Source organism: Hymenobacter sp. HDW8, assembly GCF_011305775.1.
Taxonomy (GTDB): domain Bacteria; phylum Bacteroidota; class Bacteroidia; order Cytophagales; family Hymenobacteraceae; genus Hymenobacter; species Hymenobacter radiodurans.
Genome location: NZ_CP049908.1, coordinates 112,667 through 125,512, shown reverse-complemented (window position 1 = coordinate 125,512; position 12,846 = coordinate 112,667). Strand labels below are relative to the sequence as shown.

Below are 12,846 nucleotides of genomic sequence, written 5' to 3'. Positions count from 1 at the left end.
ATTGTCTTGTCTTTCCTCTGGTGTTAGCCGGCCTCGCGCAACTCCCGAGCATAAGCCTGAATAGCCGTTTCGATGCTCATACCTACCTCTATTTTGTCGAACAGAACTTTCTTCTCGGCTTCCTCCGTCGTGTAGGTCACGTACTCCTCCGCCGATACTTCCACCCCGTAGACCGTGGCCACGGTGGTGCCTAGGCCAATATACACCTCGTTGTAGCGCACGCCCGGGCGCCGGTCCTGGTTGATACTGAGCACCAACGCCTTTTGCTTTTCCGACAGGGCTAACACTTCCTGAATTTCGTTGAAGCGGCCCATGAACTTGCGCAGATCCAGCAGGATCATGCAGTCGGATTGGGTGATAATGGTATCCTTCACCACGGGATTATCCAGAATATCCTTCACCTCCTGCGTGACGACCACAGCTTCGCCCTGAAACTTGCGTACGGTCTTGAACAGGTACTTCAGGTACTCGGCCATCGCAGGGGTGGCAATGGCTTTCCAGGCCTCCTCGATCAGGATCATCTTGCGCACGCCCTTGAGCTGGCGCATCTTCTGCAGGAAGGTATCCATGATGACCAGCGTCACCACCGGAAACAGAATCGGATGATCCTTGATGTTATCGATTTCAAAGACAATGAAGCTTTCCCGCGTGAGGTCCAACTGCTTTTCCGAGTTGAGCAGGTAGTCGTACTCGCCGCCTCGATAGTAGGGCTTGAGCACGTAGAGGAAATTGTGCATATCGAAGTCCTGCTCCCGCACTTTCTCCGTGGCCAGGTAGGCTGTGAAAGGCCCTTGCAGGAATTCGTAGAAGGTGTTGAAGCTGGCCCGAATGCTGGAGTCAGCCGCCAAATGCTGGTAGTAGTGGGTGAGCGCCGTCGAAATAGAAACGTACTCGGCCTGCGAAACCGCTTCGTTTTCCCGCTTCCAGAGCATCACCAGCAGGTTGTGCAGACTCAGGCGCTTCTCGACGTCCGGGCTACCAACGACAAAAAAAGGGTTGAAGCTGATGGGCTGCTTTTCCTCATACGTGAAGTACACGCCTTTGCGTAGCGTACAGAGTCCCTTATAGCTGTTGCCCGTATCCACAATCAGCACGTGCGACCCTTGCTCGTGGTACTGGCGTACCATCCCGTTGGTGAAGAAGGACTTGCCCGAGCCCGAACCACCGAGCACGAACTTGTTGCGGTTGGCGATGATGCCTTTCTGGCGGGGCTCGTCGGAGATGTCTACGTGCACGGGCTTGCCCGTCAGGCGATCGCTGAGCTTGATGCCGAAGGGCGAAGAGGAGTCGCGATAGTTCGTTTCCATGCTCCACAGGCAGCAGGCCTGCTCGGCGAAGGTATAGAAGGTTTCCTCACTGGGAAAGTCGCCGGCGTTGCCCGGAATGCCGGCCCAGAACAAAGCTCCGATATCCACCGTGTTCTGGCGTACTTTGCAGCCCATCTGCGTAATGGCACTCCCCGTTTGCTCCCGGAGCTCCTTTACGTCCGCCTCGCGTTCGGTCCAGGCAAACACGTTCGCGTGGGCCCGCACCGGCAGCTTCTGCTCGGAATGTGCCTCATTCAAGTAGCGGTCGTAGAACTCCTTGTTGATGGCATTCTGCCGCGAGTACAGCGCCAGGGCATTCAGGTTGTCGCGCTTCTTCTCGAAAGACTTTAGCGTCTTGGCCGGATCATCGACAAACAGGTACTGATTGTAGATGTGGTTGCAGTTGAGGCTAAGACCGACGGGGGCAGTGAAGCCCACAAAAAAGTTCGTGTAGTCCGTGCTCAGGTTACCGTGGCGGGCGCTGGTTGTCAGCGCCGCAGGCAAGTCATCCAGGTTGCCCAACGAGAAGCACTGGCAGAGTTTGCTGCCCACCTTCAGGCCCTGGGTGAAATCCAGGTCGGTCATAGGGGCCGTGTCGCTTAGGTTCAGCGAGAGGTACTTTTCCAGTAGCCCCGTCTTTACTTCTGTGCCGCATAGGTCCTCATCCGTCAGCTGGCTGAACCCAATCCCAGCATCCGAGAGCACGCGCACGAATTGGCCGACGGAGTTGAAGAAGGCGCTCAGTAGGTCCTCATTCATCATCTCCTTGGGGACGATCCTGGGACGGGAAAGCAGCGTGCTTAAACTAGTCCAGTTCTCGCGGCTGGAGGCGGTTTTTGTGATAAACAGGTAGCAGGAGTGATGCAGGAAGGGGCGCTCGTAGAAGTTCCGCTCATAGGCGTGCGAGAGCAAGGAACGCTCCTCCTCGAAGGAGGGCGTATACTTATCTTCCACAAACCAATCCTGCTTGTGCAGCACCGTATGGTTGAGCAGCAGGCGCACCGCCTTTACGACTGCCGAATGCCGGGCCTCGTAGTCATGCTGGGCCAGGGTGTAGATTTCCGGCAGCTCCAGGCGGAAGGCGACGGTTACGTCGCCATTCTTGCTGATCAGGCAGCCCTGTTCCACCTGGTAGATCGGCTGCTTTTCCTCCAGTGTCGCGGCTGATTGTAGTAGTTGGCTCATCGGGTTAGGTCTCTAAACAGGCGAGCAGATCGGTTGACCAGGCGCTTGGGCTGTCGCCCTTTGGCCTGCTGCTTCATGGCCCCGTGCTCCCCGAACTTGGCGCTGAGGGCGAACACCCGGGTTACCCAGAGAAAGCCCGCGCCAAGCGCTAAGAATACCAAGAAGTAGGGATTAATGCCGGCCACGTGCAGGACGATAAAGCTTAGAAACACGCCGCCGAGCCCGCCAAGTAGCAGAAAAATGTAGCGGCTGCCCACCAGCCCCTGGAATTCGACGGGCTTGTTGACGCCCTTGTTCAGCGGGTAGTGGCTCATGGCCCTAGAGGAAGAAGGCGCGGAGTACGGTGGCCACCACTACCAGGAAGATGCAGCTGCCGAACCAGGAGGTAGCTACCTTCTGCGTATCCTGGTCGCCCGAGTTCCACTTGCTGAACACCTTGACGGCGCCCACCAGGCCCACGACGGCGCCGATGGCGTAGATCAGGGTCGTGGCGGGCTCGAAGTAGCTGGTCACCTGGGCCGTGGCCTCCTGAATGCCGGCGGCCCCGTTGCCCTGGGCGAGCGAACGGGTAGCGGTGGCCAGGACAAGCAGCGCGGTACCGAGCGCCTGGACTTTCGTGAGGAGGGAACGGCGAGAATGAAAGAGGGAGGGTTTGGTAAACATAGTGGTAAGAGAATAGCGTGAAAGAAAAAGTGAAAAAAGGCTACTAAAAACGTTAGTTCTAAGCAGGCTCCGCCACCTCGGGATAGGTGGCAGCGGTAAGTTGCTGGGCGCTCTTTTTACTCCGTTGGTAGAAAGCTTCGAGGACCTGGGTGCCCACCAGCGCGGGTACTTCCTTCGTCAGCTGCTGGTGGGTGATCTCGCCGGCCGCAGCGCGCTCAAAAACGTTGTTGAGCTGGGTCACACTGACCGTAAAATTCTCTTCAAACTCTTCCACCGTCTCTTGCTCTCCTACTGGCACAGGAGGGGCTGAATCGCCAGACTCAGCTTCCGTAAGATTAACGGAATTTCTAATAATAGAATTTTCTTTATTGCCAAAATCATTTCCTTGATTATGCTGGGGTTCTTCGTCGGGTTCTTCGTTGATCTCTCGTTGAGCTTGATCATCGGCTTGGTCGGGAGCCTGAGCCGACACCTTCTCCACGGTTTCTTCTCCCAACACTTCGCCTGGCTCATCGGTGACCGCTTCAGTAGCTGGTGGGGCCTCTTCGTTGGCGGGAGCGAGGTCAGCGGGAGTGGGAAGCACGACGGGCGCTTTCGGAATCAAGGGCCCCCGGTTGAGCAGCGAGGTAGGGGGCGTAGGTGAGGCCTGGGCGCCAGCTGCTTTGCCCTTTTGGCCCGCCAGCAGGCCCAGTACTTCTGCCCGGTAATAGACCAGCGCCACGTACGCGTAGTATATGACGAGCAGGACGGCCATTGTCCCGAAGAACTGGGGCCACGTGATCATTTTAAACATAGCGGTAGCGATATAGGATAAATAGGGGCAAAGCGGTGGCTAGCACCCCTGTTTTAGGGGTTTGTAAATCAGTAACTTAAGCAATAGGCGAGGGGGGAGGTTAGATCAGCAGGCGCTTCTTATTCTTCTTTTCCTGCTCGACCAGGAAGGCGCGAATGTCCGGACCAAAGGTTTCAAAGTGGTGGGTGATGATATTGGCCAGCAAATCAGCCAGGGGGGTATTATCGCTGGCCTGGATGATCGCGCTCAGGGTACGGTGGGCATCCTCGGTGATATACACTGCCTTATTCTTCTTCTCGCGCCCCCGATAGAGGAAGGTTTCGGCGTAGTCAGCCCGGCCGCCTTGCTCCGCCGGGGCCGTTTCTTTTCTTCCCTTTCGTTCGGGCTCTTCCGTGCGCTCTACTTTCAGGCTAGGCGCGACAGGAGCCGTTTCAGTAGCGGCTTCAAGGATGGGTAGTGCTTGCATAGCAGTTTCGGACTCAGAGGAGGAATCAGCTTCAGCGGCAACCACAGGGGACGCGGGTTGACGGTTGCGGGCAAACGAGCTAATAAAGGCGTTCACGTCGGGAGCATTCTTGAAGGCGGCCATAGGTCAAGGATTAACGGGCTTTGACCGCCTCGGTGGATACGATGGCTTTCGCGGGAGTCGATGCTTCGTCGGCAAATATGATCTGCGCCATTTCCTGCACCAGGCCACTGATACCCAGGTGCATAAACTCTCTAGATAAGGGAAAAATGGTCGAGCGCATGGCCTCCTTCTTGTAGTTCACGCTGTGCTCTAACCGACTCTGCAGGAAGGGAATCTGTTGCTGGGCAAACAGCTCCTCCGTGCGCCGGTAGAATTCCTGCCGCTCGCTCTTGATATGCTTGTTCCAGAAGGCATAGTATTGCTTCAGCCGGCTGCCGGGCTGGCCTTTGGCGAAGACCTCCAGGGCCGCGGCAAAAGGCAGGGTAGCCTCGACACTCAACACGTCGGCTTCCAAGGGCATGAACACGTAGTCCAGCTGCCGCCACAGCGCCAGCAAGCCCGGGACATTGATGGTGCCTGGCGTGTCGATAAACACTAGGTCGAAGTGTCCGTCCATCTCTTTGGCCACGTCCAAGGCCTCAAGTACCTGACAGCCCACGATAGGGTAGGCCTGAATACCTAGGGCCTGAAAATCAGCAGCTTTCGTTGGATCGGCCTGCAGTTGGGCTAGCTCTTTCTCGCGTAGCCCCTCCAGGGAATGCTGCGGATAGTCGCAGTCGATGACGGCTACTTTCTCCTTCCCCAAGAAGTGAAAGAGGGAGGCGGCCAGGATGTTGACCGTTGTTTTGCCCACGCCCCCCTTCTGGGCTGAGATCGAGATGAACTTGGTCGTGCTCATGGTAGACAAGGAAGAGTAGGGGCGAGAGGGGACGCGACAACCGGCAGCACTTAGCGAAGAAAGCATGTAACTCCTTCGCTGTTTACAAATTTATAATTGTAGTTGAATAAACCAACAAATATTAATTTAAAATTGTAAAAAACGATTTTATCGTATATTCGATTTGTTGGAGTTGGCAATAGTTGCGCAGCTACAGGCATAGGTTGCTAGTGGGTTAAAGCACTAGGTAGATGGATAGCTATCAGAATGAATGTTTAATGATCAGCTTAGTTAGTTATCAGACTATTGACTTATCAGACTAGTTATTTATCAACCTATCAAACCAACTATTTATCAGACTATCAGAGTATCAAGGAAGGTGGCGGGCAGTTGAAATTGGGTTTAGTAGTGCGGGTGGGCTACGAGTGAGGCTTGTTGAAAAGTATTGTTTTTTCAAGAGTGACTTATCTTATAAAATTAGCTTTTCTATATGTTTCATGTTGGTCAGCAAGCCATGTCTTTGTGCGCACAAACCCGGCGGGTAAGTGCCCCCAATGACTCTGGCGAAATGGACGCAAGCTATTTCCCCTTGTCTTGCCAGACCCCACCTAAGCCGAAGCAGAAATGGAAGTAGAAGCACTACCGGAGCTAGCTCCCGAGGGAAGCGATAACAGCCAAAAGGACCAGCACATCAACGTGCGCATCTCCACTACGGACAAGAAACTAGTCGAGGAAAAGGCGGCCCAGGCGGGTTTGAAGACCGGCGAGTACATGCGCCGCGCCGCGCTGGGCCGGCAGATTACGGGCAAGATTCCGCCCGAATTTCGGCGTATGCTGGCCGCGACGGGCAGCAATCTGAATCAGCTCACGCGCCTGGCCAACGCGGGTAAGCTCCGTGGCGCCAGCCTCCAGACGTTGAACGAACTCCTCACCCGGTTACTGGAAACGCTGAAATGATCGCCAAAACAGTTACCGGCAATGACTTCAGCGGCGCCCTGGAGTACGGAGCGGGCTTGCGTTCGGACCGCACCAACAAGCAAGCCGAGCTACTGAGCGTGGCTAATCTGGGTAGCCAGGAGGCGGCCGGCATGGCGGCGGAAATGCGGGCCGTGGCCGAGATGAGCAGCCGGATTCAGTTGCCCGTGTGGCACACCGTCTTGTCGTGGGCCCCCGGCGAAACGGTAAGCCGGGCGCAGAAAGTGGCGGCGGCCAAGCTCTACTGCGAGCTGATGGGGGCCAGCCTGGAGCGCCACCAAGTGGCCGTGTTTGAGCACAAGGATAAAGACCATCCGCATATTCATATCTACCTCAACCGCGTGCCCTTGGATGGGGGCCCCGCGCTGCGCAGTGATCAAAACTACGCCCGCAATGTGATGGCTACCCGCCAGATCCGGGAGCAGCTGGGTATGAAGCCCTTGCCCAAGCGCCGGGTCACTCCCAAAGACGTGGATCCACGGAAGGAAGAAGCCCGCGTCTACGTGCGCGAGCAGCTGACGGCCGCCCTGCAGGACGCCAGCATTCGCTTCCTCGACCAGCTCATCGCCCGGCTCCAAGCGCAGCAGATAGAAGTGGTGCTCAAGCGTGACGTCAAGGGGGTACTCGTTGGCACCAGCTTTCGCTATCAGCAAACCAGCGTGAAGGGCACCGACGTGGGCGTACGGGCCCAGCAGTTGCGCGACCACTTCCGCCCCTTTGGGCCCGAGGCCCTGCGCACCAGCAATCAGCTCACCCCCGGCCACCGCAGTACCCGGGCCGCAGGGCCGGCACTGGCCCGGGCCGACGATGGGGCACCAGGCAGCTTGCTTAGCCTGAGCGATGCGAGCAGGCCGGCTGGGTTCAGCCCTGGCCTCGATGATGCCGAGCGCAACGAGAACGAGGGACGCCGACGCCGGCGTCGGCCCAGGCTCTAAGTCCCATCCGTTACCTAGCCGTCACCTAAGAAAGCGCCCAAAGCAGGGCCCCAGCCCATTCTTTGTTGCCCCCAGTTACCTAGCCGTCACATAAGCAACCCATCCCTCACTAGTTAAGTAGCCCCGGTCATGGAAGATGAAAAAGGACTCCGGAAGATCATGGACTTCATGCGCCTAATTAGTGTGCTGCTCGTGCTGCTGCACGTCTACTACTACTGCTACGGCTTCTTTGCCGAGCAGCACCTGACGGCTACCTGGTCGGGTCAGCTACTGACCCGGTTCAGCACGAAAACGGCCCTTTTTCACGCCCCCTACGTGACGAAGCTGGCGGCCGCAGTATTCTTAGCGCTTTCGTGCCTGGGTACGCGTGGCAGGCCCAAAGAGGGCCAAACCTGGACGCCCATTGTGGGTAGCCTGGTGGTGGGGGCGGCGCTATTCTTTGGGAGTGGGCGGCTCTTGGAGCTGGTCTACTCACCGGCCGTGCTCACGGCCCTGTATAGTAGCACCACGGTCGTCGGCTTTCTGCTGCTGCTTCGTGCCGGCAACTTGATTAGTCGCCTACTGAAGATGAACCTGATGAGCGATATTTTCAACTCGGAAAACGAAACCTTCCCCCAGGAAGAAAGGAAGCTGGAGAACGAGTTTTCCGTGAACCTGCCCACCTCGTACCAACTGAAGGGCAAGCAGCACCAGGGCTGGGTCAATATCGTCAATCCGTTTCGCGGGACGGTGGTGTATGGCACGCCGGGCTCGGGGAAGTCCTTCGCCATAATCAACCAATTCATCAAGCAGCACCTAGCCAAGGGCTTTACCATGTACGTGTATGATTTTAAGTTCGATGATCTGAGCCGCATCGTGTATAACGAGCTGCTCAAGCACCAGGACAAGTACAAGAACCCGGTGCGCTTCTACGTGATCAACTTCGATGACCCGCGCAAAAGCCACCGCTGCAATCCCCTCTTACCCGCGATGATGACCGACATCGTGGATGCCTACGAGAGTGCCGCCACCATCATGCTCAACCTAAACAAAAAGTGGATCGAGAAGCAGGGCGAGTTCTTTGTCGAGTCACCCATCAACTTCGTGGCGGCCATCATCTGGTTTCTCAAGCTCTATGAAAATGGCAAGTACTGCACCTTCCCCCACGTGATCGAGTTTCTGGGCCGCGAGTACCAGGAAATGTTCCCGATTCTGGCCTCCTACCCCGAGATTGAAAACTACGTGCGCCCGTTTATCAGTGCCTACCAGGGCGACGCGATGGAGCAGTTGGAGGGCCAGATTGCCTCCGCGCGCATCCCGCTTTCGCGCCTAGCCTCGCCTCAGCTCTACTGGGTGATGAGCGGCAACGATTTCACCCTGGATATCAACAACCCCGCCGAGCCCAAGGTCTTGTGCGTGGGCAACAACCCGAACCGGGAAGTCATTTACGGCGCTGCCCTGGGGCTGTATAATGCGCGCCTCGTCAAGCTGGTTAACCAGAAGGGCAAGCTTAAAACCTCCCTAATTATTGACGAGCTGCCGACCATCTACTTCAAAGGATTGGATAAGCTGATCGCCACGGCCCGTAGTAACAAGGTTTCTACTTGCCTGGGCATTCAGGATAAGAGCCAGCTGGACCGCGATTATGGCAAGGCCGAATCCACCGTGATTCAGAACACGATGGGGAACGTACTCTCGGGCCAGGTTACGGGGGAGAGTGCCGAGGCCCTGAGCAAGCGTTTCGGCCGTATCGTGCAGCAGCGGCAGTCGCTGACCAGCAACAGCCGAGACACGAGCTACACCCTGGCCACCCAGCTCGACAGCATGATTCCCGCCAGCACGATTGCCGGCCTGAGCCAAGGCACCTTCGTGGGCGCCGTGGCCGACAATTTCGGCGAAGAGATAAACCAGAAGGTGTTTCACGCCAAAATTCTGGTCGATGTAGCGAAAACGAAGCAACAGGAAGCGGCCTACGCCAACATTCCCGACATCACTAGCTTCGTCGACCCGGCGACGGGGGAGGATACCACGGAGCAGGTTATCCGGGCGAATTATAAGGCCATCAAGGACGATATTGCGGCCATTGTGAAGACGGAATTGGAAAGGATTGCCAGCGAACCCAACTTGCAGCACTTACTCCACACCAAAAAGGCGAAGGCAAAAGCATGAATAAAAAATTAATTGGTAGAAGGTTGGCGGCCCTGCGGGACGAGCTCGCAGGTCCAGGAGAAAGGAAGTGGACGATCGCGATGGTGGCCGAGGAAACCGGTTTGACCCAGAATATGGTCGGCCAGATGGAGCGTAGCGGGGCCGGCGGCATTGAAATCTTCATTTCGTATCTGCTTTTCTTCTATCGACGGGGCTATAACCTCAACTGGATCATCCTGCCCGATAATGCCAGTGTCTCCAAAAAGCGCTTGGAGGAGGATGTTAAAACCGTTGATATGCGAAGTGTAGCAAATCAATTCCAGTATATGCGAGAAGCGATTGAGAGAGAGATAGATACGGCGTTTAAAGCGTTGGAGGCATAGCAGCCTGAAACTTTGCTTTAGTAAGATAATCAGTTATTTTAGAAATGAATACCTGAAATACCAATATCGCAGGCGTGAATTGTTATATTTGCTAAGGCTGGCCCCAGGGTGGCGTCAGGTGGTGTAACTCATTAACAAACAGCGATATGACTGAGCAAGCCGAACCAACGTCCGGTGCTGGAGAGCAGCCCAATCCCCAAGCCGTAGGGCCAGCAGCGGTCCCGAAGAAACCCGCCGTTCTCAACGTCGAGGAAACGCGGGATGAATTCATCAAAAACGCCCAGCCCGTGGCCGCTGCCCTCCGCCAGCGGGGCAAAGAAGCCGAGGCCACGCAACTCGAGCAGGCCGCCCACGTGATTGCCCTAGCCGTTGGGGCCCCGCGGCAGGCCACCCCGGGTGATGCCCTGAAGGGCGAATCAGTAAGCCAGGTACTCCAGAATATCTGGGACGTTATTGACAAAGACCCTGCGTTGCAGAAGCTGCCCCAGGCCCAGAACCTGCGGAAGGCGGGTCTGGCGCTGGACGGGGCGGGGCTGCTCAACATCACCATTCGCGATGGCGTAATCGTGAGCTTCGTCAGCAACTTTGCCGACAACTTCAGCCAGGCCCAGAAAGCCGTAGGGAAGCCCGGCGAGAGGCCCCAGGTAAACCTAGTGCGGCCTTCTCTCACTGCCGCAGTTGGGGCGCAGCAGCCAGCCCCAGCTCAGATACCGGCACCAACGGCTAAGCCCGCGGCCGGGGAGCAGCCGGCAGCCGCGCCGGCGCTAGCGCCTGCGGCGGCGGCAAAGCCTACCTCGCTACTCGCGCCGGAAGTCCTGCAAAAAGCCAAGGCCCTCTACCAGGAAAACCAGCTAGGAATGGCTCCTATTAGGGCCGGTTTCACGAGGGAGGATTTGCCGCTGCCGCTGCTGGAGAAAATGGGGGTGAAGGTAGCCGAGCTGGAGCAGTCCGGGCAGTTGCAGAAGCTGCTGAGTGGGCAGAAAACCGATCTACTCTCGTCCTTCTCCCTACGCAATGCGCACGGGGAAGAAATCCCCTTTGCCGCCAAGCTGGTGCTGCGGCGCGACGCGGCGGGCGCGCCGAGCCTGCAGTTTGATTTGCCCAAACAGCAACTAGTCATTCCCGAGCAGATTCTAGGCAAGGAGATTACGCCGGCCATGAAAGAGCAACTGACCACGCACGGGGTAGTACCGCTGAGCGAAGGCTTCCGCGATGGCAAGGGCCAGACGTTTGCCGCCTACGTGGCCATCGATCAGGAAATGAACCGGGTGGTCGCCGTTCGCCGGGAGGGTATCGCGGTGCCCAAAGAGCTGCTGGGCGTACCGCTGAGCCCGCAGCAGAACCAGCAGCTCCTGGGGGGCTACCCGACGAAAGTAACGGGGATGACCAACCAGAAAAGCCAGTTGTTCGACGCGACGGTCGTGCTCGACCCCGTCAAGCGAACGCTCCGCTTCCGCGACGTCCAGCCGCACGTCGCGCAGCAGCTAACGGAAAAGGATGAGGCGGTAGCCCCCCGGCCCAAAATGCGAAGGTAAATCTACTAGTTTTGTGAAAATCAGTTTCCGAGCCTTCCGGGAGCTGATTTTCTTCTTACAGTAAGGAGTACCCGCCCCAGTCCAATACCCACGCACACACACACCGCAATAATGCAGCAGTCCCGTTTTCTCGTTGTCCATGCAGACGCCCCGTGAGCCCGAACTCACGTTCGACCAGGTCAAGCAGGCGATTAACTTGGTCGATTTAGTCCTGACGCTGGGCTACGAGCACAACCGCCAGCAAAGCGGCCCCGCCCTCGACCAGGGCAAGTTCCACACCTTTAATTATCGCGGCAAGGCGAAGTTGGATCAGGTGATTATTTACAAAGCCCCCTCTGGGGACTACCTGTATTTCAACCGGGCCGACGAGCGCGACAAGGGCAGTGTCATTGACTTCCTGAAAAACCGGCTGGAAAACCCGCGCATTGCGGGAATTCAGGCCAGCAGGGGCAAAAGTATCTGGGGCAGCGTCCTGGATAATGCCCGGCGCTTTCTGAATCTGCCGGAGCCTCAGCGCAAGACGAGCCCGCAGTTGCAGCAGCTAATTATCCCGGTACAGCGGGGGGATCAGTACGTGCCCGACTTCCTGCGCCAGACCATGCCCCTGACGGACACGCGCCACCTGAATGCGCGCGGGTTGAGCAATGAGACGCTAAGCAACGGCTGTTTTGAGGGGCGCATCCTAAACCAAGTGCACGAGGGCGTCAGTAAGACCGGCCAGCCGTATAAGTTTGTGAACACGGCTTTTCCGCAGGTCTACAATGACAAGATTGTGGGGCTGGAAATCAAGGCCCAGGGCTTCCAAGGGCAGGCCGCTGATTCGCTGAATTCGTCAGCCCTGTGGCTCTCCAATAGTGGGCCCAAGACCAACACCCTCCTAGTGACGGAGACCGCCATTGACGCCCTCTCGCACTATCAGCTCAAGCAACCCACCAACACGATGTACGCCTCCACGTCGGGCCCGCTGACCGATAACCAGGTGGTCGAAATCCGGCGGCTCATTACCAACCAGAACCTGAAGACGGTGAAGCCCGCCTTCGACCATACGGTGGCGGGTCATGTATTCGATACTAAGCTGATTACGGGCCTGGCGCACGTACTCACGCCGATGCATATCGAGCGCAGCTTGCCGGGCCAACTAACGGTCACCATCAACTCGGATCAGGAGTCTTATTTCCGGAAGCTACACGAGCAGACGAAAAACTATAATCAGCAGGTAACGGAAGGGTATTTCCAGTTGGCTGGCCGCCATGCGCCCCCCACCCACACGTTGCAAAGCGAGCTGATCCTGGCCGGCAAAGAAGCCGACAACCGCTATCAGTTTCACATCCCGAAACGAGTGGAGGCACTCGCGTTTTTCAACCGGGCCCTGCTGCAAAGCTACCCGATGAGCGTGAAGATGGATTTGGAAAAGTCGCGGGCTTCTGACTGGAACAACCAGCTGAAAGAGAGCCTGAAGGAAAAAGCAAACGCGCAGGTACCGGATGCCTTGGCGGCCGAGGAAGCGAACCGCCGCCGAAGCTTGCGTAGATAAGCCATAGGTTGGGGTAGGAAAGGGTAGCCAGCCTATAGCATTACTGCGAACAGTATACCGCCC

General features: G+C 57.1%; 12 protein-coding genes. 6 read left to right on the top strand and 6 right to left on the bottom strand.

All coding sequences use genetic code 11. The features are described 5' to 3' along the window. Window positions 1-23: 23 nt before the first annotated feature. The 6 genes from G7064_RS20680 to G7064_RS20655 all read right to left on the bottom strand — a co-directional run bounded on the left by G7064_RS20680 (window position 24) and on the right by G7064_RS20655 (window position 5,315). Window positions 24-2,492: a TraG family conjugative transposon ATPase gene (locus G7064_RS20680; RefSeq protein WP_133271020.1), complete on the bottom strand. Its 2,469-nt coding sequence runs from the start codon at window positions 2,490-2,492 to the stop codon at window positions 24-26. Next, window positions 2,489-2,806 carry a DUF4133 domain-containing protein gene (locus tag G7064_RS20675; protein ID WP_133271019.1) on the bottom strand — a complete coding sequence of 106 codons (318 nt, stop codon included), beginning with the start codon at window positions 2,804-2,806 and terminating at the stop codon, window positions 2,489-2,491. Before G7064_RS20675 ends, G7064_RS20680 begins: the two co-directional genes overlap by 4 nt. Before the next feature lie 4 nt (window positions 2,807-2,810). Beyond that, window positions 2,811-3,155 carry a DUF4134 domain-containing protein gene (locus G7064_RS20670; RefSeq protein ID WP_133271018.1) on the bottom strand — a complete coding sequence of 115 codons (345 nt, stop codon included), beginning with the start codon at window positions 3,153-3,155 and terminating at the stop codon, window positions 2,811-2,813. Between the two features lie 58 nt (window positions 3,156-3,213). Then, a complete protein-coding gene (locus G7064_RS20665) occupies window positions 3,214-3,948 on the bottom strand; it encodes a hypothetical protein (RefSeq protein ID WP_166075277.1) in 735 nt (244 codons plus the stop codon). 100 nt (window positions 3,949-4,048) lie between these two features. Next, window positions 4,049-4,537 (bottom strand): DUF3408 domain-containing protein, encoded by a 489-nt coding sequence (locus G7064_RS20660; RefSeq protein ID WP_133271016.1) that lies wholly within the window; start codon window positions 4,535-4,537, stop codon window positions 4,049-4,051. A 10-nt stretch (window positions 4,538-4,547) separates the two neighbouring features. Further along, complete coding sequence (locus G7064_RS20655) at window positions 4,548-5,315, bottom strand: ParA family protein (RefSeq protein ID WP_165963410.1); 768 nt, start codon at window positions 5,313-5,315, stop codon at window positions 4,548-4,550. A gap of 603 nt (window positions 5,316-5,918) precedes the next feature. Between G7064_RS20655 and G7064_RS20650 the strand changes: the two genes are divergently transcribed. The 6 genes from G7064_RS20650 (at window position 5,919) to G7064_RS20625 (ending at window position 12,783) form a co-directional block, all read left to right on the top strand. Further along, window positions 5,919-6,251, top strand: coding sequence for a plasmid mobilization protein (locus tag G7064_RS20650; RefSeq protein WP_166075276.1), 333 nt, complete (start codon window positions 5,919-5,921; stop codon window positions 6,249-6,251). Further along, complete coding sequence (locus G7064_RS20645; protein WP_166075275.1) at window positions 6,248-7,204, top strand: relaxase/mobilization nuclease domain-containing protein; 957 nt, start codon at window positions 6,248-6,250, stop codon at window positions 7,202-7,204. The genes G7064_RS20650 and G7064_RS20645 overlap by 4 nt, the downstream gene beginning before the upstream one ends. A 129-nt stretch (window positions 7,205-7,333) precedes the next feature. After that, window positions 7,334-9,352 (top strand): conjugal transfer protein MobC, encoded by a 2,019-nt coding sequence (gene mobC / locus G7064_RS20640; RefSeq protein ID WP_166075274.1) that lies wholly within the window; start codon window positions 7,334-7,336, stop codon window positions 9,350-9,352. Further along, window positions 9,349-9,714: a hypothetical protein gene (locus tag G7064_RS20635; RefSeq protein ID WP_166075273.1), complete on the top strand. Its 366-nt coding sequence runs from the start codon at window positions 9,349-9,351 to the stop codon at window positions 9,712-9,714. The genes mobC and G7064_RS20635 overlap by 4 nt, the downstream gene beginning before the upstream one ends. Window positions 9,715-9,860: 146 nt before the next feature. Beyond that, entirely contained in the window at window positions 9,861-11,249 is a 1,389-nt protein-coding gene (locus G7064_RS20630; RefSeq protein WP_133271010.1) for a DUF4099 domain-containing protein, read from the top strand. Window positions 11,250-11,388: 139 nt separating this feature from the next. Beyond that, window positions 11,389-12,783 carry a toprim domain-containing protein gene (locus tag G7064_RS20625; protein WP_166075272.1) on the top strand — a complete coding sequence of 465 codons (1,395 nt, stop codon included), beginning with the start codon at window positions 11,389-11,391 and terminating at the stop codon, window positions 12,781-12,783. Window positions 12,784-12,846: the final 63 nt, after the last annotated feature.